The sequence below is a fragment of the Pantoea sp. R13S299 genome (assembly GCF_048515925.1).
Classification (GTDB): Bacteria; Pseudomonadota; Gammaproteobacteria; order Enterobacterales; family Enterobacteriaceae; genus Pantoea.
On sequence record NZ_JBLYEF010000002.1, the window covers coordinates 63668 to 83991 of the forward strand.

Sequence of the window (20324 nt, forward strand, 5' to 3'; positions counted from 1 at the left end):
GGGCGTGCCAGCTTTTCACACCGACAGGCGCGGCGGCTCATCCGGCCAGTGCTCGCGACAACAGTTTATCCACGCCTGCGCACTGCGCGACAGATAACTCCCTTCCCGCCAGATCAGCCCCAGACTCCACTTCAGCTCCGATTCCAGCGGCAGCCACAAGAGCGACTGCTTATCCAGCCGCTGACAGATTGGCTCCGGCAGAATCGCCAGCCCCATCTCCGCCTGCACCATCGCTGCCAGAAAATCCCACTGACCGCTGCGCACCGCCACCGTCGGCGTCAGGTTTAGCCGCTGGAACGCCTGCATCAGCTGACGATTCAGTGAGAACTCCTCATTGAAAATCAGCAGCGGATGCTCAGCCAGTTCTGCCAGCCCAATCTGCTCGCGGCTGAGCCACTCCGGGCGGCGCGGCAGCAGCACGCAGAGCGGATGATGCATCAGCGGCAGGGTGTTCAGCGGCAGCTCCGGATCGACCGGCAGCGCGGTCAGGGCGATATCCAGACTGCCCGCCAGCACCGCCTGCTGCACGGTCAGACCGCCGAACTCAGAGATTTTCAGCTTCACGCCGGGATAGCGGCGGCGAAAGGCGGAAATCGATCCGGCTATCTGCATCCCAACCATCGGCGGAATACCCAGCCGCAGCTCACCGGTTTTGAGCTGGTTGATGTCCCCAATCTCGGCTTCCAGCTGATGAAACTCCTGCAGGATTGCCAGGCCGCGCTGATAGACCGCCTGACCGCTGTCGGTGAGGTGCAGACGACGGCCATCACGCAGGATCAGCGTGCAGCCCAGCTCCTCCTCCAGCTGGCGCAACATTTTGCTGATGGTCGGCTGCGTCACAAACAGCTTTTGCGCCGCACGGGTAAAGCTCTGCTGGCGAACCACTTCAGTAAAGTAACGCAGGGCACGCACGTCCATAACTATTCCTTTCAGGCATGATTTGGATGATTTTAATTCATTTCTTTCACCTTATGCGGGCGTTTTATACTGGTGACATCAATTTAATCGGGGAGACAAGGAGATGGCGCTGGCACTCACTTTACGCAGCAACCGTGCAGTGCAATGGCTCAGCCTGCCGCTGCAGCTGGGTTTCTATATCGGCTTGTTTATCGCCTGCGACCGGCTGGTGAGCTGGCTGCACCTGCCGCTGCCCGCCAATATCGTCGGGATGCTGTTGCTGCTGGCATTAATCGTGACGCGGATTGTGCCGCTGAACTGGGTAAAAGCCGGATCGCGCTGGCTGCTGGCCGAGATGCTGCTGTTCTTCATTCCGGCGGTGGTGGCGGTGGTGAATTATGGCGATCTGCTGCGGGTCGATGGCTGGCGCATCTGCGTGGTCATCGGCGTCAGCACGATGCTGGTGCTGGCTTCTACCGCCTGGGTAGTGGACCGGCTCTATCAGTATGAAGTCGCGCGCGCCGCGCGTAAGCAGGATCCCCATGCGTGATTTACTGCTCAGCCTGCTCTGTGTCGCGGTCACGCTGCTGGTTTATGCCCTGAATAAACGGCTCTACCGTCGCTGGCGCACGCTGCTGCTGATGCCTCTGGTGATGACGCCGCTGGTGCTGGTGGCGCTGTTGCTGCTGACGCACATCAGCTGGCAGGATTACATCGCCGAAAACCACTGGCTACTCTGGCTGCTCGGGCCTGCCACGCTGGCGTTTGCGGTGCCGGTCTATGAGAACGTACAGATTATTAAGCGCCACTGGCTGTCCCTGAGCGCGGGCGTCCTGACCGCCACGCTGGTCGCCGTCTGCAGTTCGGTCTGGCTGGCGCGGCTGTTAACCCTGCCAGAGTCGATCCAGCGCAGCCTGGCCGTGCGCTCTATCACCACGCCATTTGCCCTGGCCGCAGCCGGACCGATTGGCGGTCAGCCCGATCTGGTCGCGCTGTTTGTGGTGATTACTGGCGTGTTTGGCATGGCGATAGGTGACGTGCTGTTTCTGCGCATCGCGATCAAGCAGGGTGTGGCGAAAGGGGCCGGATTTGGGGCTGCGTCGCACGGTGCCGGAACGGCTCGCGCTTATCAGCTTGGACAGCAGGAGGGCGTGGTTGCCAGCCTGGTGATGATGCTCTCGGGCGTGGTCACCGTAGTGATGGCCCCGCTGATTGGACACCTGATGTGGACAATATAGTCTACACTGCGTTGCGCAGGCGATGGCAGACCTCCTGAGAGAGACACGTATTTTTACGTAAAGTTTTCCAGATTTTGTTGTCTCCCCGTTTCAGGCTGTTAACCTTGCGGCCGAATTAATTGTCATGGAGTGGAGTCATGTTTAAGCAACTTGTTACCGGGAGCGCCCTCGGGCTGGTTTTACTGAGCGGTGCCGCTCAGGCGATTGAAGGCAGTGTTGATGTCGGCGAACACAACACCAACCTGAACCTGGGCCTGGGCACCACATCCCCCGGTCTGTTTCTGAAAGGTAACTGGCTGCGTAGTGACCATGACGGCAGCACCTATGGTGCCGGTCTGGGTTACAACGTTGATTTCGGACCACTGCGTCTGGCACCGACCGCAAAAGCGATCTTCACCCATCCTGAAGATGGAAAAGATGGATTTGCGGTGGCGCTGGGTGGTGCAGCACATTACAGCATCAACAGCATGTGGGGCCTGTATGGCGAGTATTATTACGCGCCAGAGTCCTTCACCGATCAGCTCGACAGCTATCAGGAAGCCGCTGGCGGCCTGAGCTTCACGCCGGTTTCACTGCTTAACCTGCGTGTGGGTTATCAGTACATCGAGCTGAACAACAAAGATGGACGCAAAGATAACGTACTGGTCGATGGCCCTTACGTCGGTGCATCACTGCGCTTCTGATTCTGTTGCGTGAAAGAGAAGGGCGACTACCCCGGTAGTCGCCCTTTTTTATTGCCTGATCGTTATGAATGAAAAGCCACGATCAGTGCGCTTTGCCCTGTTCAATGCCGGTACCCGTCTGCGAGCGAATAAACTGCGCGCGGAAGCGGGAACGCTCTTCTGCGCCCTGCTGCGAATGGTCGGTAATGGAGAAAAGCCAGATGCCGACAAAGGCCACCACCATGGAGAACAGCGCCGGATACTCATACGGGAAAATCGCCTTCGCGTTGCCCAGCACCTGCACCCACACGGTTGGCCCAAGAATCATCAGGATCACGGCGGTCAGCAGACCCAGCCAGCCGCCTACCATCGCGCCGCGCGTGGTGAGTTTTGACCAGTACATCGACAGCAGGATGATCGGGAAGTTACAGCTGGCCGCAATCGAGAAGGCCAGCCCGACCATAAAGGCGATGTTCTGCTTCTCAAACAGAATACCCAGCCCGATTGCCACCACGCCCAGCGCCAGCACGGTGATTTTGGAGACCCGCAGCTCATCTTTCTCGCTCGCCTGACCTTTACGATAGACGCTGGCATAGAGGTCGTGCGAGACCGCCGACGCACCTGCCAGGGTTAAGCCCGCGACCACCGCCAGAATCGTGGCGAAGGCCACCGCAGAGATAAAGCCCAGGAAGGTGCTGCCGCCCACGGCATCAGCCAGATGCACCGCCGCCATATTGGTGCCGCCAATCAGCGCGCCGCTGGCATCTTTAAAGACCGGGTTAGCGCCCACCAGCAGAATGGCACCGAAGCCGATAATAAAGGTCAGGAAGTAGAAATAGCCCATAAAGCCGGTGGCCCAGAAGACGCTTTTACGTGCCTCTTTGGCATCCGCGACGGTGAAGAAGCGCATCAGAATATGCGGCAGTCCGGCCGTACCAAACATCAGCCCCAGGCCCAGCGACAGCGCCGAGATCGGATCTTTGACGAGCCCGCCAGGCTGCATAATCGCGATGCCTTTGGGATGGACCGCCATCGCTTCGGTGAACAGCGTATTAAAGCTGAAATTGGCCGCCTTCATCACCATGACCGCCATAAAGGTGGCACCAAACAGCAGCAGCACCGCTTTGATGATCTGCACCCAGGTGGTGGCCAGCATGCCGCCAAACAGCACATACATCACCATCAGAATGCCGACCAGAACCACCGCTACATGGTAGTTAAGGCCGAACAGCAGCTGGATGAGTTTACCGGCACCGACCATCTGTGCGATCAGGTAGAGCGCCACCACCACCAGCGAACCACAGGCTGACAGGGTACGAATCGGCATCTGCTTCAGACGATAGGAGGCGACGTCGGCAAAAGTATAACGACCCAGATTGCGCAGCCGCTCGGCGATTAAAAAAAGAATCATCGGCCAGCCGACCAGGAAGCCGAGCGAGTAGATCAGCCCGTCATAGCCAGAGGTGTAAACCAGCGCCGAAATGCCCAGAAACGAGGCCGCTGACATGAAGTCGCCCGCCATCGCCAGTCCATTCTGGAAGCCGGTAATATTGCCGCCTGCGGTGTAGTAGTCGTTACGCGAACGGGTTCGCTTTGACGCCCAGTAAGTAATTCCCAGTGTGGCACCGACGAAAATCGTAAACATGATAATCGCCTGATAGTTGGTCGGCTGGCGCTGCACCGCACCGGTTATCGCATCGGCGGCCAGCGCTGAAAACGGCAACATTAAGGCCAGTAGCCATAAGGTGAGACGCGTCATGATTTCACCTCGCTGAGGATCGCTTTCGTTAAACGGTCAAACTCACCGTTGGCGCGCCAGACATAGATGCCGGTCAGCACAAAAGACATCACAATCAGCCCGACACCAATCGGGATACCGCGCGTCACGTTAGTACCGGCATGAAGCGGCGTGCCGAGCCAGCCGGGCGCAAAGGCAATCAGCAGGATAAAACCGACGTAGAGCACCAGCATGATCAACGACAGCAGCGTCGCGAACGCCTGGCGTTTATGGACTAACTCATGAAAAAGGGGATTACGTTCAATCTGCTGATTGATTGCATCCTGATTCGAAAGGGCGTCATTCATCACATTTTCTCCAGAGGGCTTGCAGGCGAGAACCTCACGACAGGGCGCGGATTCAGCTGGTTATAATATTTGTGACTACCGAAACAGACTGCGTAGGGCGGGTGTGGCGGGAAGCGATCTTCCCGCCGGACAGCGTGCGCTTAAGGCATTTTGATCGACTGTTTCTCCTCAAGCAGTTTTTCTACAACGCCAGGATCGGCGAGGGTAGAGGTATCACCAAGGTTACTGGTATCGCCGGTGGCAATTTTGCGCAGAATACGACGCATAATTTTGCCGGAGCGGGTTTTCGGCAGTGAGTCGGTCCAGTGCAGCACATCCGGTGTGGCGATCGGGCCAATTTCTTTGCGGACCCACTGGCGCACTTCGGTGTACAGCTCCGGTGAAGGCTCTTCGCCGTGATTCAGGGTGATATAGGCGTAAATCGCCTGGCCTTTGATACTATGCGGAATCCCGACCACAGCCGCTTCGGCAATTTTAGGGTGCGACACCAGCGCCGATTCAATTTCGGCTGTGCCAAGGCGGTGACCGGAGACGTTGAGCACGTCATCGACGCGACCGGTGATCCAGTAGTAGCCATCTTCATCGCGACGGGCACCATCACCACTGAAGTAGACATTTTTAAAGGTGGAGAAGTAGGTCTGCTCGAAACGGTCATGATCGCCAAAGAGGGTACGCGCCTGTCCCGGCCACGACTCAGTAATCACCAGATTGCCTTCACAGGCCCCTTCCTGCGGCTGACCTTCATTATCCACCAGCGCCGGTTGCACGCCAAAGAACGGTCGGGTAGCAGAACCGGCTTTCAGCTCGGTCGCGCCCGGCAGCGGCGTGATCATGAAGCCGCCGGTTTCGGTCTGCCACCAGGTATCCACAATCGGGCAGCGGCTGTTGCCGATTTTCTTGTAGTACCACTCCCAGGCTTCCGGGTTAATCGGCTCGCCGACCGAACCCATAATACGCAGGCTGCTGCGGTCGGTGCCGGCAATCGCCTTGTCTCCTTCCGCCATCAGCGCACGAATGGCGGTCGGCGCGGTGTAGAGCAGGGTAACTTTATGTTTATCGACCACTTCCGCCATGCGGCTCGGCGTTGGCCAGTTCGGCACGCCTTCAAACATCAGCGTGGTCGCGCCACAGGCCAGCGGGCCATAAACCAGATAGCTGTGACCCGTTACCCAGCCAACATCGGCGGTACACCAGTAAATATCATCCTGATGGTAATCAAAGACGAACTTAAAGGTAGTGGCGGCATAGACCAGATAACCGCCGGTGGTATGCAGCACACCTTTGGGTTTGCCGGTGGAACCCGACGTATAAAGGATAAACAGCGGATCTTCCGCACCGACTTCGGCGGCAGAGTGGTTGGTGCTCGCGTTGAGCATCAGGTCATGCCACCACTGATCGCGGCCTTCAACCCAGCCCACGTCTTTACCGGTACGCTGGAACACCACCACGTTTTTCACGCTGGTGACATTCGGGTTTTTTAACGCGTCATCGACATTTTTCTTCAGCGGAATGCTGCGACCGGCGCGGATCCCTTCATCGGCTGTGATGACCAGCGAGGCGCTGGAATCGACGATGCGGCCAGCAACGGCTTCTGGTGAGAAGCCGCCAAAGATCACTGAGTGGACAGCACCGATACGCGCACAGGCCAGCATCGCCACAGCGGCTTCCGGCACCATCGGCATATAGATCGCCACCACGTCGCCTTTTTTCACTTCCAGCAACTCCAGCACGTTGGCGAAGCGACAGACTTCGGCATGCAGCTGGCGGAACGTCAGGGTTTTGCTTTCGCTGGCGTCGTCGCCTTCCCAGATAATCGCCGGGTGATCGCCGCGCGTGGCGAGATGACGGTCAAGGCAGTTTGCCGCCAGGTTGAGCGTGCCATCTTCGTACCAGCGAATGTTAATGTTACCTGGCGCGAACGAGCAGTTTTTGACTTTGCTGTAAGGCTTGATCCAGTCAAGGATTTTGCCCTGTTCGCCCCAGAAGCTGTCTGGATCGTCGACAGATTGCTGATACATCGCCTGATACTGTTCAGCAGTAATCAGGGTGTTTGCTGCAATATTCTCTGGAACGGGATGAATGTGATTTTGGCTCATGGCGGATCTCCTTGAAGATGTTAATGATATGTCAATCAATGGTTAATTAAAGCCTGCCCTGAGTCTTTGTTTCTTTTTTGCGCCACAGATCACGTGATAAACCTCCTGCTGCGAAGCGTGAAGCGACTCTGCTATTTCCGGTTAACTCTCTGGCGACGATGGGGAATTAAGAAGGGGTGTCATACGAGAAAGGGCTGGATAAAAAGCGAGCAAACGCGCCGGGAGCGTTTTTAACCAACCCTGAATAGATATGCGTAAAGTCATTGAAGTATTACTTTTCATAACAGCAGGTTAGGGATTTTTACATCCGGCAGCACTTTATGCTACTTAGGTGGCTAACTTTTAATCGGATCTTCCGGGGGTTGCATTTACCACAGCGAAAATGGTACTTATCTCGCCCCTGTTCTGCAGGTATCAACTCAGACCGCGTCTGAAAATGGGTATGGGAATCATCAGATTTTCATACGAGGCGCTGTTTCTTAACACCCTCTAATTTACCGGGCTTTTTGCTCACTCCCTGTGTGTATTGTCTTCTGCACCTTCGCAGTAGAGAGAAACGGGTTTTGACTGAGGAAATTACGCGTTATGAAAGGTTTTAAAATCAGCCTGGCCTGGCAGATTCTGACAGCCCTGGTGCTTGGCATCATTGTGGGTGCTGTGTTGCATAATCAGCCAGACAATCGTGAATGGTTAGTCGCCAACATTCTCAGCCCGGCAGGCGATATCTTTATTCATCTCATCAAGATGATTGTGGTACCGATTGTGATTTCATCCCTGATTGTCGGCATTGCTGGCGTGGGTGATGCAAAGAAGCTGGGACGCATCGGCGTCAAAACGATTCTCTACTTTGAAGTGATCACCACCATTGCCATTGTGGTCGGTATTACGCTGGCCAACGTATTTCAACCCGGCTCCGGCATTGATATGTCAACGCTGGCAACGGTGGACATCTCTAAATATGAAGCGACAACGGCAGAGGTTCAGGGCGGTCCGCACAGCCTGGTGACCACCATTCTGTCGCTGATCCCGCAGAATATTTTTGCCTCGATGGCGAAGGGCGACATGCTGCCGATTATCTTTTTCTCGGTACTGTTTGGCTTAGGCCTGTCGTCCCTGCCGTCAGAACAGCGCGATCCGCTGGTGAACCTGTTCCGTGGCATTTCTGAAGCGATGTTTAAAGTGACGCACATGATCATGCGTTATGCGCCAGTCGGTGTGTTCGCTCTGATTGCGGTGACGATTGCTAACTTCGGTTTTGCCTCGCTGTGGCCGCTGGCGAAGCTGGTGCTGCTGGTTTACGCGGCGATTCTGTTCTTCGCCTTTGTAGTGCTGGGCGGGGTAGCGCGCTTCTGTAAGCTGCGGATTACCACGCTGATGCTTATCCTGAAGGATGAGCTGATTCTCTCTTACTCCACGTCCAGCTCGGAAACGGTGCTGCCGCGTATCATGCAGAAGATGGAAGCCTACGGCGCGCCAAAAGCGATCACCAGCTTCGTCGTCCCGACCGGGTATTCGTTTAATCTCGATGGTTCAACGCTTTATCAGAGTATCGCGGCAATCTTCATTGCGCAGTTGTATGGCATTGATCTGTCGCTGACCGACGAGATTGTGCTGGTGCTGACGCTGATGGTGACTTCGAAAGGGATCGCTGGTGTGCCAGGCGTGTCGTTCGTGGTGCTGCTGGCCACGCTGGGCAGCGTCGGCATTCCTCTGGAAGGTCTGGCGTTTATCGCCGGTGTTGACCGCATCATGGATATGGCGCGTACCGCGCTGAACGTGGTCGGTAACGCGCTGGCGGTGCTGGTGATTGCCCGCTGGGAAAACCAGTTCGACGCCGAACAGGCGAAAGAGTACGAGCTGCAATTGCGGACGCAGACCGCAAGCTGAGAACGGCGTTAACGTACAGAAGGGCTCAACGAAAGTTGGGCCCTTTTTTTGTGTGGCTCTTTGTAATAGTTCTTAGCAGGATGAGTATTCAAATATTTAGTTATATAAATATAACTAAAACTCGCTTTAAATAGGCATTTCGTTGATTTAATGACCGAATTTGGTTATGTTTTAGAGGTGAGTTGAATGCATGCTTTGACAACAGGGAGTGTTGACGGATGCCAGAAATTAACTGGACGAAAAAGGCATTGAAACAGCTATATGGGCTGCCTCAGAAAGAAGGTAATGCCATCGAAGATGCTGTAGAGGCGCTGGCTAAGTGGCCTGATATTCCCCATCTCAAAGTTGAAAAGCTGACGGATGATAAAGAGAAGCGAATGAAGCTGGTGGTGGGTCACTACCGCGTACTGTGGAAGATAGAGAAAGGTCAGCCAGTTGTGATAGCTATTCTGGAAGTCGTGAGAAGAACATCGACCACGTACAAAAAGCGTTAGCAAGCGGTTGGGATTAGCCTGCGTCACTATTGAGTTAAAAGCAGTTAAGAACATAGCAAAGTCGCGCCACCAGATGACCATAGGTCTGGCCTGCCGCGGCGGTAAGGAGTGATTACCCATGAATGCGATACAGTTTCTGACAGACGAGCGCGGGAACCGCACCGGCGCCGTCATCCCCATTGAGTTGTTTAACAAGCTTATGGCCGGGCGTCATTTAGACGATGTGTTTGAGCCTCTGCCGTATAAAGCGGGTGCGGATGACGATGAAACGATTCCCCACGACGTAATGAAAATCAGCCGGAGACAATCTGTTCCTTTGCATGTTGCCTGGCGTTTGCATCGACAAATGTCTCAGGAAGAGGTCGCGAATAAATTAGGGATCACGCAGGCTGGCGTTTCGAAGCTGGAGTCGAGAAAGAAACCGCAAAAACAGACGCTTGAGAAGCTGGCTGCCTTATATGACTGCAGAACGTCACAACTATATATTGATTAAATCAACGTGCTTTTAACCGCATTGTGCCTTTAAGTTGGACACAAAGGGTGGCTGCGTAAAGTCGGCGTAAACCCATCCCTGGAGCCTCGGCCGCTGGTTTACTCGCCTCATGGATGAGGTGTGTAATCGCGTGGGCTGAGCGTCATGGATGACGAATGTGTCTTTACGATCAGGTGAACCTTTTCTGACCGGCTCCGATTACAAAGCCATCAAGCGCCGAATACCCGATATCACTCACTTAGCCCAATCCCCCGCAACATGATTCACCCCACATCCATTAAAAAAAGATCTCACCCAATGAATTAATCATTCGTTATGATATTGGGTAATTTGAATAATTTATTCCTTTGCGGAGCCCGCCATGAAACTCGACCTCAGCCAGATGATCACCGAAGGCCGCAATCCGGCCAGCCAGAACATTGATGAACTCTCCACCGAAGCGATGCTGCGCGTCATTAATGATGAAGATAAAAAGGTGGCGCTGGCGGTTGAGGCCATCGTGCCGCAGATCGCCGCCGCCGTTGACGCCATCTGCGCCGCATTCCATGCAGGTGGACGACTGATCTACTGCGGCGCGGGCACCTCCGGGCGGCTGGGCATTCTGGATGCCAGTGAATGCCCGCCCACCTTCGGTACGCCACGCGAACAGGTCATCGGTCTGATTGCTGGCGGCCATACCGCCATATTACAGGCGGTTGAAAACGCCGAAGACAATCGGGAGCAGGGCGCGCAGGACCTGAAAGATATCCACTTCAGCCGCCACGATGTACTGGTCGGCATCGCCGCCAGTGGTCGCACACCTTATGTGCTGGGTGCGCTGGCTTACGCGAACGAGCTTGGCGCGACCACCGTGGCGCTCACCTGTAACCCTGGCAGCGCCATGTCGCAGGTCGCCGCGATTGCGCTCACGCCGGTGGTCGGCCCGGAAGTGGTCACCGGCTCCTCCCGTATGAAAGCGGGCACCGCGCAAAAACTGGTACTCAACATGCTCACTACCGGGTCGATGATCCGCAGTGGAAAAGTGTACGGCAACCTGATGGTCGACGTGGAAGCCACCAACCAGAAACTGGTGCAGCGCCAGGTCAACATTGTCATGCAGGCCACGGACTGTGATGACGCAACGGCCAGTGCCGCGCTCACCGCCTGCGGCGGACACTGCAAAACCGCGATCCTGATGGTGCTGGCTGACCTGTCCGCCGATGAGGCGAAAGCACTGCTTAGTCAGCATCAGGGCTTTATCCGTCAGGCGCTGCAGGCAGCGGGAGCACGCTAATGGCGAAAATCACCGAAGCACTGTTGCGTGACATCCTGCAGGCAGTCGGTGGCGCGCAAAATATCGCGGCCTGCGGTCACTGCATGACACGGCTCCGCCTGACGCTCAATCAGCCGGAACAGGTTGATCTGGCCAGGTTAAAAAGTCTGCCGGGCATATTAGGCGTTATCGATAGCGAGGCGCAGTTGCAGATTGTCCTGGGGCCAGGCAAAGCGCAAACCGCCGCCGAGGGGATGCAAAGCCTGCTGACGCAGGATGAAACCGCGCTGGCTCCGCAGAACGAAACACCCGAACTCAGCCAGCTGGCGGCGCAGCAGAAACAGCAGCTAAAGGCGAAACAGACCAGCGGCGTGCATCAGTTCCTGTCGCTCTTCGCCACTATTTTCACCCCGCTGATCCCGGGCTTTATCGGCGCAGGGCTGCTGCTGGGATTCGCCACCCTGATTGAACAGAGCCTCCACCTTAATTCTCCCGGCGACCATGCGCCCTGGCTGCTGCACACCGTGGCGTACATGAAGGTGTTCGGCAAAGGGCTGTTCACCTTCCTCAGCATCCTGATCGGCTACAACACGCAGAAAGCCTTTGGCGGCAGCGGCGTCAATGGCGCCATCATCGCCTCGCTGTTTGTGCTCGGCTATGTGCCCACCGCTACTACCGGCTACTATAGCGGCATGGAGAGCTTCTTTGGCCTGACGATTGACCCGCGTGGCAACATTATTGGCGTGCTGATGGCGGCGATGAGTGGAGCGTGGATCGAAAAACAGCTCCGCAAAATCATTCCTGACAACCTCGACATGATCCTCACCTCGCTGTTCACGCTGGTGATCACCGGGGCCATCACCTATCTGCTGATCATGCCGCTGGGCGGCGAACTATTTAAGGGGATGTCGTGGCTCTTTATCCACCTCAATAACAATCCCTTTGGCTGTGCGCTGCTGGCCGGGCTGTTCCTGATCGCGGTGATGTTCGGCATCCATCAGGGCTTTATTCCGGTCTACTTTGCGCTGATGGAAACTCAGGGCTTTAACTCGCTGTTCCCGATTCTGGCGATGGCGGGTGCCGGGCAGGTCGGTGCAGCCCTGGCGCTGTGGTGCAAAGCAGAAAAAGGGGCGCTGCTGCGAGCGCAGATTAAGGGGGCGATTGTGCCCGGCCTGCTGGGCGTCGGAGAACCGCTGATCTACGGCGTCACGCTGCCGCGCCTCAAGCCGTTTATCACCGCCTGTGGTGGCGGAGCGCTGGGCGGTTTCTTTATCGGGCTGGTGGCGTGGCTGGGTTTGCCGGTGGGGATGAACACGGTATTTGGACCCTCCGGGCTGGTCACGTTGCCGCTGATGACCTCCAGCCAGGGGATCTTCGCCGGTATGGCGGTTTACCTGGCCGGACTGATGGTGGCCTGGACCGGCGGATTCCTGCTCACCTGGTGGTTTGGCACCCGTAATGTCGATCTGAGCTGACAGACTGCCGGAATTCTCCAGTCCGGCTAACGGATGAATAATCAGCCAAAAATGTGAAAGCCGCCGCAAAGCGGCTTTTTTATTGCCATTAATTTAACTTAATCGCTAAAGAGTAGGCGGACGCATGCCGAAAACATAAAAAAAGGTAATCGTTATCTCTCAGCCCACAGTTTTCACGCCGCCACTCAGACTGTCGCGTGCAGGACGTCGGGTCTTCAAGGACTTTTGATGCGTAACAACCAGCCCGTCTCTCAGCGTGAATATCTGTTCGACGATCATGCGACTCTGATGTCGACCACCGATCTCAACAGCCACATCACCTACGCCAACGACGCGTTTATCGAAGCGAGCGGATTCACCGCCGACGAGATCAACGGCCAGCCGCATAACATGGTGCGTCATCCCGACATGCCGCCAGAAGCATTTGCCGATATGTGGGCGACCCTGAAACAGGGAGAACCCTGGACCGCGCTGGTTAAGAACCGCCGTAAAAATGGCGATCACTACTGGGTGCGTGCCAACGCGATTCCGGTCGTACGTGACGGTAAAGTGCAGGGCTACATGTCGGTACGCACCAAACCCACGGCAGAGGAAGTGCGTCAGACCGAAGCGCTCTATCAGGATTTTCGTGAAGGCCGTGCCAGAGGGCGACGTTTTCACAAAGGCCTGCTGGTGCGCAGTGGCTGGCGTCGTCCCGCCTCAGTCCTGAAAACCCTGCCCCTGCGCTGGCGCATCCGTTCTACGCTGCTGGCGTTATTGCCGCTCTCGGTGGCGGGCGTCTGGGCACTGGGCATGACTCACGCTGCACTGGCTGGCTTTACCGCAGGTATGGCGGGGCTGCTTCTGCTCAGCAGCTTTTGGCTGGAGCAGCAGATTTCACGGCCTATCGAGCGGATGTGCAAACAGGCGCTGAGCGTGGCGACCGGTGCGAGTCACAAGGTTGAGCAGATGGATCGCGTTGATGAGGTCGGCGTCACGCTGCGTGCTATCGGTCAGCTCGGATTGATGTTCCGCTGGCTGGTGGATGATGTCAGCGGCCAGGCGATCAATGTGCTGAGCGCCAGCGACGCCATCGCCCGCAGCAACAACGAACTGAGTCGCCGTACCGAGCAGGCAGCGGCCAACGTACAGCAGACCGCGGCCACCATGAACGAAATGACCGCGACGGTGAAGAGCAATACCGAAACCGCGCACGAGGCGAATACTCTCTCAGCCAGCACCAGCAGCGCGGCCAGCAAAGGCGGTGAGGTCATGACCGAGATGATGGGCATGATGGGCGAAATTGCTGACAGTTCAAAGCGTATCGCCAATATTACCAGTGTCATCGACGGCATTGCCTTCCAGACCAACATTCTGGCGCTGAACGCCGCAGTAGAAGCGGCACGGGCGGGTGAGCAGGGCAAAGGCTTTGCGGTCGTCGCGGGTGAAGTCCGGAGCCTGGCGCAGCGCAGCGCCAAAGCCGCCAGCGAGATTAAAATGCTGGTCGAAACCAGCGGCAGCCGTGTTAAATCGGGTAATGAGCACGCCAGCGCAGCAGGCCGTACGATGCAGGATATCGTGTCGCAGGTGCAGAATGTCACCGCGCTGATCGCTCAGATCAGTTCAGCTACAGCTGAACAGGCGACCGCGCTCAGTGAAGTCAGCTCAGCGGTGGAAGATCTCGATGATATCACCCATCAGAATGCCGCCCGCGTGACAGAAAGCGCCGAGGCATCTGGTCGCATGACCCATCAGGCCAACCGCCTGGTAGAAGCGATCAGCGTCTTTCGTTAAGAGGCCAGCGCCTGCGTGCCTTCGCGTCCGGCACGCAGCGCCCCTGGGGACTGCCCGACAATCCGCTTAAAGGCGCGACTGAACGCCGCAATCGAGCCGTAGCCGAGATGATAGGCCACGGCTTCCACCGCTTCGCCATTATTCACAATCCGCTGCACCGCCAGCCGCATCCGCAACTCCGTCAGATAACGCAACGGCGTCATACCCGTGGCATTGAGAAAGCGTCCGGCGAACACCGAGCGCGAACAACCCGCCACGCTCGCCAGTCGTGCCACCGTCCAGTTTTCACCCGGCTCCCGATGCATTGCAGCAATCGCCTGACTCAGACGGGGATCGCGCATCGCCTGCACCAGCCCGCTACTCTGGCCGCAACCATTCTCTACCCAGCCGCGCACAATCAGCGCAGCAACCACATCCGCCAGACGCGACAGAATCCCGGCAAATCCCGCCTGACGGGTTCGGGACTCGCGTTCCATCGCCGCCAGAATCGGCTGAATCTCCGGATATTGTGACAGCAGGGTACTCACCAGCATCACATCCGGCATGGTGTTGATCAGCGGCTGCATGCCGCCAAGTTCAAACGCCATACAGGCGCTGAACAGCAGCACGCTGTGCTCGTCGTCACAGGCATCTTCAGGAGCGGCGATGGTGCAGACGCTGTCGCAGAGCGGCTTACTCGCCATGTTTTTAATGCACTGGCAGGCCGCCTCTTCACTGGAGATCAGGCTGTGTGGTTTACCGTGCGGCACCAGCAGCGCATCGCCGCTGTGGAGCTGAAACACCTCGCCGGAGGCGCTGCGCACCAGCAGTGAGCCGCGTCCGACAAAGTGGAACTGCGCCCGCCCCGGCGCGTGCTCATAGTGCAGCCCGAACGGCGCGCTTACCGCGATGCGCTGATAGTTCACGCCATACAGGCGCATCCCCATCAACAGCTCACTGGTCAGATCTCCATAGTGGCTCATACGATTCCAGACGAATTATCAAAAATGAAGGTGTAAGCATCATAGATCGTCCTGACGCGTCACTCTATGCTCACATTCACTTTTTTATCTTCCGAAGAAGCAGCATGAGTCTGACAACCGAAGTGGCTGATGAGGTTTCCTCGCCGTCCCGTCCCGCCTGGGGCGCGGTATTTGCAATGGCATTTGGGGTGTTCAGCCTCATCACCGCCGAATTTTTACCCGTGAGTCTGCTGACGCCGATGGCCCACAGCCTTGGCGTTTCAGAAGGGCAGGCGGGACAGACCGTCACCATCACTGCGCTGGTGGCGCTGTTTACCAGTCTGGTTACCGGCAGTGTCACGCGGCGCATCGACCGCCGCATTGTCATGCTGGTCTTTTCACTGTTGCTGATCGCCTCGGCGCTGATGGTGGCCTTTGCGGCCGATCTGACGATCATCCTGCTGGCGCGGGTGTTGCTGGGCATGGCCATTGGTGGCTTCTGGACGCTCTCAACCGCCATCACCATGCGGCTGGTGCCCGGCGATCAGGTGCCGCGAGCACTCTCTATTGTCTTCAGCGGTATCTCGCTGGCGACCATTATCGCCACGCCGCTCGGCAGCTATCTCGGCGGACTGGTGGGCTGGCGCAACATCTTTATGCTGACCGCCGGATTGGGTGCGGTGGCCCTGCTGTGGCAATTCTTTACGCTGCCCGCGATGCCGGCAGAGAACAAAGCCCGCAACGGCGGGGTGCTGGCGCTGCTGCGTATCGGTGTAATGCGCTGGGGAATGCTGGCGGTGATCATGATGTTTACCGGCCATTTCGCCTTCTTCACCTATCTGCGTCCGTTCCTGGAAGGCGTCGCACAGCTCAACCTCAATCAGCTGTCGCTGGTGCTGCTGGCCTTTGGCGTGGCGAACTTCTTCGGCACCTCGCTGGCCGGTTTCCTCGTCACCCGCAGCGTGTCGCTGACGCTGAGTGGCATGGCGCTGTTAATGAGCGTCACCGCATTGATGCTGGTGAGCTTTGGTGATGTCAGCTGGCTGGTCGGCGCAGGTGTGGCGATCTGGGGAATGGCGTTTGGTTCGATGCCAACTGGCTGGTCCACCTGGATTTCGCGCGCGGTACCGGATGATGCGGAATCGGGTGGCGGTCTGCTGGTCGCCACCATCCAGCTGGCGATTACCGTCGGTGCAGCAGCGGGCGGCTGGATGTTTGACCTGCGCGGCGCAGGCGGTGTGTTCGTCGCCAGCGGCGTACTGATGCTGCTGGCAGCGCTGACCATCTTCAGCCGGGTCAGGCATCACGGTTAGTCTTCTGAAGGCAGCGAGTTATGCTGCCTTTTTAATTGAAGCTGGATTATTAACCTTTTGAGTGATAACTGTGCGAAATGTGCCTTTTACCATCAGTTTTTCTGAATGAGATAAGCAAAACCCTCCGCTTTTTACTGATCAACTTCCGGACTAATATATCTATCAACAAGGCAGCACGCCTTACCTGATAAAAATTAACTGAGGAATTGACCATGAAATCTATCAAAACTTTTGCAGCAGTTATCGCGCTTTCAGTTCTGCCATTCGCCAGCTTCGCCCAATCCGTGACCGCTGTCGACTCTACGCTGGATGGTGCCGAAGCGAAAATCGCTGCGCAGGCTCAGGATGCTGGTGCTTCATATAAAATCACTGAAGCCTACACCAACAACGGCGTTCACATGACCGCTGAGCTGCTGAAATAAGCTAAGTTGTACCCTCTTGTGCCGCCAGGACGCCCCCGGGCGTCCTGGCGGCGTTTCAGTGAGGTATAAGGTTATTACTTCCAGACTCTGTAAACGAAAAAGCCACTCTGACGAGTGGCTTTTTTATTTCTAAATCGATTTTCGCAGACCAGAAGGCTTAGATGTGAAAAGCCACTCTTTTTCCGGTTGGAAGCTCCACATCAAGACTGAGTTTTCCGCCCATTGCTTCGATATAGCGTTTGAGTGTGGCAACTTTAATCTCATTCCCGCGTTGCTCAATCTGAGCAATGGCAGGCTGACGCACCCCCATGGCCTCGGCAAGCGTTTTCTGCGATAACTGAAGCTCTTCACGAATCATCTGAAGCCCGACCTCCAGAACCATTTCATCAGACATTTCTTTGATTCGCGCCTGACTCTCAGGGGAGAAGCCAGCGATAACATCATCCAGGGTTCTCATGAATTATTTTTCCTTTGCTGTTCAGCCAGCCATGCTGAAAATTCTTCGTCAGCAATGCGTATCATTCGGATATAAAAACGTTTGTCATGACTCTTATCACCTGCACATAACACGATAGCCTGGCGTACAGGATCAAAAGCATAAAATGCCCGAATTGGCTTTCCTGCAAACTGTACGCGGAGTTCTTTCATATTCTTGTACTGTGAGCCCTTAAGGGTATCCGCATAAGGGCGTGGCAAATCAGGGCCGTATACTTTTAACTTTCCCAGATCCGCTAACATTTTTTCCTGCAGGGCTTCTTCCTGCTCACTTAGCCAGCTTTCAAAACGCGGGCTCAATAGCACGGTCCACATGACATACTTCCTTGTATATATTCCGTCATATAGTTTACAGATTATAAGCTGCAGCTTATAAATTCAAGCCGGATAACATGCATGATGGCAAATCTAAGCAATAAAAAAGCCCGCTTGCGCGGGCCAGACTATCAGCTTCCTGCTGTTATGGGAGTCCTGCAGGCTCTCTGCGGGATGTCCGATTGCTGAAGAGAGCAGGGCGGTAATCGGCCTGACCCGCAATCCTCACTCGCTACACCTCTTCCGATGCCTCGCGCTTCATCTCGTCATGCGGCACATCATCCAGAATCTGCTCAAAACTGCGCAGACGCTTGTAGATCGACATCAGTTCGATCAGCGTTGACCAGGAGGCGATCAGATACTGGAAAGAACCGCGAACCTGATCAAACACGTTGGTGATCTGGTTGAGTAAGCCCAGCGTAATGGTGCCCGCAACAATCGACGGGAACAGCAGGAACAGACCAAACACGTTATCGACCTGCAGATAGAGAATGCGGGTGATATTGAAATAGAGATAGTGGAAGTAAAGACGGAAGTAGTTAACCCGCACCCGACTGAACAGCTCCTGCACCGTCTGTGGCCCGGCGCGATCGGCATTGTCTTCGCCGTAGACCAGCTCTTTACGGTAGGCGGCTTCAACCCGCTGATTGCGGAACTCCAGCCCCGGCAGCTTAATCCCGACCAGCGCCAGCAATCCGGTGCCGAACACCGACCAGAGCACAGCTGCAATCACCAGCGCGTAAGGAATATTGCCGAGGATCGGAATATCTTTAACGTGATGTGACAGCGCGACCAGCACCGGCAAAAACGCCACCAGCGTCATAATGGCCTGAATAAAACTCACCCCCCAGTTTTCCAGCGTGGTCGCAAACCGCATGGTGTCTTCCTGCACACGCTGTGCGGCACCTTCGACATGACGCAGACGCTGCCAGTTGTGCATGTAGTAGTTATTCATGGCAGTACGCCAGCGGAAAACCCAGTGGCTGATAAAGAAGGAGTTGAGGACGCCAATCACCACCGCGATTAATGCGATGCCGAGGAAAGAGATCACCTCATGGTAAAACTCTGCAATCTGCACCGATCCCGCTTTAGTCAGCGCTTTCTGAATCAGATCGTAGAACGGACCATACCAGGCGTTGATGGCCACACCGACCTGTACGCCGAACCAGGTGACAAAGATGATCAGCGCAGAACCCCACACCGACCAGCGTTGCCATGGATGCGGATCGATAAGCTGCCAGGCCACGGCAAAAATGGCTACCATTATCCAGTAATAGAGATAGAACCAGAGCTGACTCACGGCGATAAAACGCGCCGCCGTGGTCGGCAGGGGCTGCTTCATTGCTGTTTCAAAAGTGGGCCAGATGCCGGGAAGATGCGCGGCAAAGCCGAACCAGGCAAAAATCGCTAATAAGCTCCAGACAGCCGCAGAGCTGAAAAACAGCGCTGGCCGCGGAAAAAAAGACTTAAACATAGGCACTCCGCTGTTGTGTGTTGCCTGTTATAACGTTTTTGGCGGGTCGCTGTCTGTAGTCTGTTGTTTCTGCTCATGACAGGAAGGTGATAGATGTTAATGAAATTGTGCGGTTTTGTTTCCTGGAACTAAATCTTTGTGAATGGCAGTGATACAATATGGCGGTTTGTTACCGGTAACAACCAGGCTCCGTGCCTGAATCTGCTGATAAAAACCATTACAACGCAATCACCACTTTTTTCATACCGCCAGTCAGCGCGGGAATGAGGCAATGTCATGTCAGAACAAAAAAAGGGTCATTCACGCAGAGATTTTTTGCTGAAGACAATTACCCTGGCGCCCGCAATGGCGGTAGGTTCCACAGCGATGGGCGCGCTCTCCCTGCCGCTGGCCGCGCAGGCGGCGGAAACCCCGGCCGGGCCACAGAAGGCACGTGATTATCAGCCGAACTGGTTCACCGCCGAAGAGTTCGCCTTTATCACCGCCGCCGTAGCGCGTCTGATCCCCAGCGACGAACGCGGGCCGGGTGCGCTGGAAGCAGGTGTGCCGGAGTTTATCGATCGTCAGATGAACACGCCATATGCCACGGGTTCGAACTGGTATATGCAGGGGCCGTTTAATCCCGATCTGCCGAAAGAGCTGGGCTATCAGCTGCCGCTGGTGCCACAGCAAATCTATCGCCTCGGTCTGGCCGATGCCGACAACTACAGCAAAAAGCAGCACGGCAAAGTGTTCGCCCAACTGAGTGGCGAACAGCAGGATGCTTTACTGCAAGCGATGGAGAGTGGCAGCGCGGAATTCAGCCAGCTGCCCGCAAAAGTGTTCTTCAGCTTCCTGCTGCAGAATACCCGTGAAGGCTTCTTCAGCGATCCTATCCACGGCGGGAATCAGGGCATGGTCGGCTGGAAGCTGATCAACTTCCCTGGCGCACGCGCCGACTTTATGGACTGGGTAGAGCGTGGCGAACGGTATCCGTTCCCGTCAGTGTCGATTCGCGGAGAGAGAAGCTAAG

The 20324-nt window shown here is 56.1% G+C and carries 20 protein-coding genes; 12 read left to right on the plus strand and 8 right to left on the minus strand.

The window, feature by feature from the left end:
* Positions 1-15 precede the first annotated feature (15 nt).
* A complete protein-coding gene (locus ACN1CO_RS11285; RefSeq protein ID WP_419139052.1) occupies positions 16-918 on the minus strand; it encodes a LysR family transcriptional regulator in 903 nt (300 codons plus the stop codon).
* 103 nt (positions 919-1021) lie between these two features.
* Here ACN1CO_RS11285 and ACN1CO_RS11290 point away from each other — a divergent pair, with 103 nt between their 5' ends.
* The 3 genes from ACN1CO_RS11290 to ACN1CO_RS11300 all read left to right on the plus strand — a co-directional run bounded on the left by ACN1CO_RS11290 (position 1022) and on the right by ACN1CO_RS11300 (position 2818).
* Positions 1022-1447: a CidA/LrgA family protein gene (locus ACN1CO_RS11290; RefSeq protein ID WP_419139053.1), complete on the plus strand. Its 426-nt coding sequence runs from the start codon at positions 1022-1024 to the stop codon at positions 1445-1447.
* Positions 1440-2135, plus strand: a complete 696-nt coding sequence (locus ACN1CO_RS11295) for an LrgB family protein (protein ID WP_419139054.1) — start codon at positions 1440-1442, stop codon at positions 2133-2135. Before ACN1CO_RS11290 ends, ACN1CO_RS11295 begins: the two co-directional genes overlap by 8 nt.
* 137 nt (positions 2136-2272) lie before the next feature.
* Positions 2273-2818, plus strand: coding sequence for a YfaZ family outer membrane protein (locus ACN1CO_RS11300; RefSeq protein ID WP_419139055.1), 546 nt, complete (start codon positions 2273-2275; stop codon positions 2816-2818).
* 82 nt (positions 2819-2900) lie between these two features.
* Here ACN1CO_RS11300 and actP read toward each other — a convergent pair whose 3' ends face one another.
* The 3 genes from actP to acs form a co-directional block, all read right to left on the minus strand.
* Entirely contained in the window at positions 2901-4556 is a 1656-nt protein-coding gene (gene actP / locus ACN1CO_RS11305; RefSeq protein WP_419139056.1) for a cation/acetate symporter ActP, read from the minus strand.
* Positions 4553-4882, minus strand: a complete 330-nt coding sequence (locus tag ACN1CO_RS11310) for a DUF485 domain-containing protein (protein WP_419139057.1) — start codon at positions 4880-4882, stop codon at positions 4553-4555. The genes actP and ACN1CO_RS11310 overlap by 4 nt, the downstream gene beginning before the upstream one ends.
* Positions 4883-5022: 140 nt before the next feature.
* Positions 5023-6978, minus strand: a complete 1956-nt coding sequence (acs, locus tag ACN1CO_RS11315; RefSeq protein WP_419139058.1) for an acetate--CoA ligase — start codon at positions 6976-6978, stop codon at positions 5023-5025.
* Between the two features lie 585 nt (positions 6979-7563).
* On the opposite strand from acs, the gene gltP reads away from it, so the two are divergent.
* The 6 genes from gltP to ACN1CO_RS11345 all read left to right on the plus strand — a co-directional run bounded on the left by gltP (position 7564) and on the right by ACN1CO_RS11345 (position 14352).
* Positions 7564-8865 carry a glutamate/aspartate:proton symporter GltP gene (gene gltP / locus ACN1CO_RS11320; protein ID WP_419139059.1) on the plus strand — a complete coding sequence of 434 codons (1302 nt, stop codon included), beginning with the start codon at positions 7564-7566 and terminating at the stop codon, positions 8863-8865.
* A gap of 218 nt (positions 8866-9083) precedes the next feature.
* A complete protein-coding gene (locus ACN1CO_RS11325) occupies positions 9084-9359 on the plus strand; it encodes a type II toxin-antitoxin system RelE family toxin (RefSeq protein WP_419139060.1) in 276 nt (91 codons plus the stop codon).
* Positions 9360-9477: 118 nt separating this feature from the next.
* The gene (locus ACN1CO_RS11330) at positions 9478-9852 is read left to right on the plus strand and encodes a helix-turn-helix domain-containing protein (protein ID WP_419139061.1); all 375 of its coding nucleotides are present in this window, start codon (positions 9478-9480) and stop codon (positions 9850-9852) included.
* A 361-nt stretch (positions 9853-10213) separates the two neighbouring features.
* Positions 10214-11125: an N-acetylmuramic acid 6-phosphate etherase gene (gene murQ, locus ACN1CO_RS11335; protein ID WP_419139062.1), complete on the plus strand. Its 912-nt coding sequence runs from the start codon at positions 10214-10216 to the stop codon at positions 11123-11125.
* Positions 11125-12579: a PTS N-acetylmuramic acid transporter subunit IIBC gene (murP, locus tag ACN1CO_RS11340; RefSeq protein WP_419139063.1), complete on the plus strand. Its 1455-nt coding sequence runs from the start codon at positions 11125-11127 to the stop codon at positions 12577-12579. The genes murQ and murP overlap by 1 nt, the downstream gene beginning before the upstream one ends.
* Positions 12580-12807: 228 nt before the next feature.
* Positions 12808-14352, plus strand: a complete 1545-nt coding sequence (locus ACN1CO_RS11345; RefSeq protein ID WP_419139064.1) for a methyl-accepting chemotaxis protein — start codon at positions 12808-12810, stop codon at positions 14350-14352.
* Here ACN1CO_RS11345 and ACN1CO_RS11350 read toward each other — a convergent pair.
* A complete protein-coding gene (locus tag ACN1CO_RS11350) occupies positions 14349-15314 on the minus strand; it encodes a cupin domain-containing protein (protein ID WP_419139065.1) in 966 nt (321 codons plus the stop codon). The genes ACN1CO_RS11345 and ACN1CO_RS11350 overlap by 4 nt on opposite strands.
* 104 nt (positions 15315-15418) lie before the next feature.
* Between ACN1CO_RS11350 and ACN1CO_RS11355 the strand changes: the two genes are divergently transcribed.
* Together ACN1CO_RS11355 and ACN1CO_RS11360 are read left to right on the plus strand one after the other, a co-directional pair.
* A complete protein-coding gene (locus ACN1CO_RS11355; protein WP_419139066.1) occupies positions 15419-16606 on the plus strand; it encodes an MFS transporter in 1188 nt (395 codons plus the stop codon).
* A 212-nt stretch (positions 16607-16818) separates the two neighbouring features.
* Positions 16819-17028, plus strand: coding sequence for a DUF1471 domain-containing protein (locus tag ACN1CO_RS11360; RefSeq protein WP_003855705.1), 210 nt, complete (start codon positions 16819-16821; stop codon positions 17026-17028).
* A gap of 157 nt (positions 17029-17185) precedes the next feature.
* On the opposite strand, the gene ACN1CO_RS11365 is transcribed toward ACN1CO_RS11360, so the two are convergent.
* From ACN1CO_RS11365 to sbmA, 3 genes are all read right to left on the minus strand, one after another.
* Positions 17186-17485, minus strand: coding sequence for a helix-turn-helix domain-containing protein (locus tag ACN1CO_RS11365; RefSeq protein WP_283546492.1), 300 nt, complete (start codon positions 17483-17485; stop codon positions 17186-17188).
* Positions 17482-17838, minus strand: coding sequence for a type II toxin-antitoxin system RelE/ParE family toxin (locus ACN1CO_RS11370; RefSeq protein WP_419139067.1), 357 nt, complete (start codon positions 17836-17838; stop codon positions 17482-17484). The genes ACN1CO_RS11365 and ACN1CO_RS11370 overlap by 4 nt, the downstream gene beginning before the upstream one ends.
* Before the next feature lie 232 nt (positions 17839-18070).
* Positions 18071-19312, minus strand: a complete 1242-nt coding sequence (gene sbmA, locus ACN1CO_RS11375; RefSeq protein ID WP_419139068.1) for a peptide antibiotic transporter SbmA — start codon at positions 19310-19312, stop codon at positions 18071-18073.
* Positions 19313-19588: 276 nt separating this feature from the next.
* Between sbmA and ACN1CO_RS11380 the strand changes: the two genes are divergently transcribed.
* Positions 19589-20323, plus strand: coding sequence for a gluconate 2-dehydrogenase subunit 3 family protein (locus ACN1CO_RS11380; RefSeq protein WP_419139069.1), 735 nt, complete (start codon positions 19589-19591; stop codon positions 20321-20323).
* Position 20324 lies beyond the last annotated feature (1 nt).